This is a genomic window from Loigolactobacillus backii (genome assembly GCF_003946275.1).
Classification (GTDB): Bacteria; Bacillota; Bacilli; order Lactobacillales; family Lactobacillaceae; genus Loigolactobacillus; species Loigolactobacillus backii.
The window spans coordinates 1-1,873 of sequence record NZ_RHNQ01000126.1 but is presented as its reverse complement, the minus strand read 5'-3'; the positions used below and the strand labels follow the sequence as shown (position 1 = coordinate 1,873).

The following is a 1,873-nucleotide window of genomic DNA, read 5'->3' as shown; positions in this document are numbered from 1 at the left end:
CTGGGCTACCAGACCCCCTTACAAGTTGAAATTGCAACACTTACGAGCCAAATGGCCGCCTGATTTAATGCTTTCCAGGGTTCAAATAAGTTATTAATCGCGATTAATGATTTATTTGAGCTGTGGAAGGTAAACGCGGTTCTGAATGTCTCTTAAAATCTGTCTCAAATATTGACTTCAATCCATTAAGTTAATCCTACAAAATTGGCACAACCAAAAAGCCACTCATCTCATCACGAGGTGGGTGGCTTTTTTGTGTGCATTCTGCTTCATTTAAACGGACAAGTATACGTCTAAAAGGTGAACGTGTTGTCTGAGAGCGCGTGATTATTTACTTTTTAGTTTATAGTCAAGCTTATCCTTTGTTTCCATCATCGATACCAATTCATCGTAAGTATCACGTGTTTGGGGAGTTAGTGATTCAAGATAACTTTCAATCATCAAAGCAACCATTTCACTAGCTGAACGCTTATCAGCTGTTGCTTTAGATAAAGCCAAAACGGCGTTTCTGGTATGATTATCAACTCGCATGTTTACATCGAAGGTAGGAATTTTTTCCACGCTATCTTCGCCAAAACCTGCTTGCTTTCTAGAAATTGATGATACATTTACGTTTACCTTCTTATCAGGACTTTTTACCTGATCATCATTACCGTGTTTCAAAAGCCCCCCCATATTATTCTGCCTCCAATCTAGATATTAATTCAGTAGCAACTGCCGTATATGTGCTGTGAGTAGCTTTATCCCAAACAGAACGACTGCTTTCAGTGATTCCAGTAAGGTCGTATCTCTTTACTCTTTCCATAGCAGTAATGACATTTTCAAATATGTTGTCTTCCCCAAATTCTTCTACGGCCTGTTTAAGAACGGCATTGTCAATAATTGATTGCCCTTTTGTAAGAACTGGAAGAATACCTGCTACATCTACTTTTGCTCCAAATTCGTCAATTAAATTCGTTTGTAAATAGCTTAAGAAACTTTTTGCTCCCAGCAATGCTCTTTGCTGAGTTTGTAGCATAACAATGATCCAGTCGCAGCACATAAAAACGTTATCGTTTGTTAAACTCATTGTAGGGCTTACATCAAGAAACACAAAGTCGAATTTGCTAGATATATTTGACAAAGAGTTTTTAAGATAGCTGACTTTAGCTTTTTCATCAATGTCTTGTTTATCAACCCACCGACTGAATAAGTTCATATCAGCAGCAGCTGGTATTAGGTCAAGACCGTTCTTAATGTTAATGATGCCGTCATTTAAGTCTTTTCCGTTAATTAGTAATGCGAAAAGAGATGGATCAATTGTGATGTTGGAATTTTCATGACTTTTTGTTTTTATCATTAAATCAGTTAGGTTTGCTTGAGGGTCACAATCTACCATAAGCACTTTATATCCCATATTTGATAATTCCCAACTGATTAAGGCTGTAGTAGATGTTTTACCAGTACCACCCTTTTCATTGGCGCAACTAATTATCATTTTTTAAAATTCCTCCATTCGTACACGGTACACGGTGTACTGTGTTATGTGTACAGTGTACCGTACTCAGTACACAATGTACAGGAAAAAATCCTTAACCATTGAATGCGGAATGACGGCTTTTTTATGAAATTATTTAAGTGTACAGTACACAGTACCCAATACACGGTGTACAGTGTACAAGATACAGTGTACTGTGTACGGTGTACTGTACACAATAAAAATTGACCAAAGATTTGATAACTGATATAATGATAACCGTAGTCAAAATAGAACATAAAAAAACACCCACCGACTGTAATCGGTGAGCGCCACAAAAATAAATTTAATTTAGTTATTATTATATCATGGCCGGTGCGATTTTTAAAGCCCTAGGGGACAAGCTGGGGTCTAAAT

General features: G+C 37.1%; 2 protein-coding genes. Both read right to left on the bottom strand.

Going from position 1 to position 1,873, the window contains the following annotated elements; genetic code table 11:
• Window positions 1-327: 327 nt before the first annotated feature.
• Entirely contained in the window at window positions 328-675 is a 348-nt protein-coding gene (locus EKM61_RS11800; protein WP_016511698.1) for a DUF5388 domain-containing protein, read from the bottom strand.
• Between the two features lies 1 nt (window position 676).
• Window positions 677-1,477, bottom strand: a complete 801-nt coding sequence (locus EKM61_RS11795; protein ID WP_016511697.1) for a ParA family protein — start codon at window positions 1,475-1,477, stop codon at window positions 677-679.
• Between the last annotated feature and the right edge of the window lie 396 nt (window positions 1,478-1,873).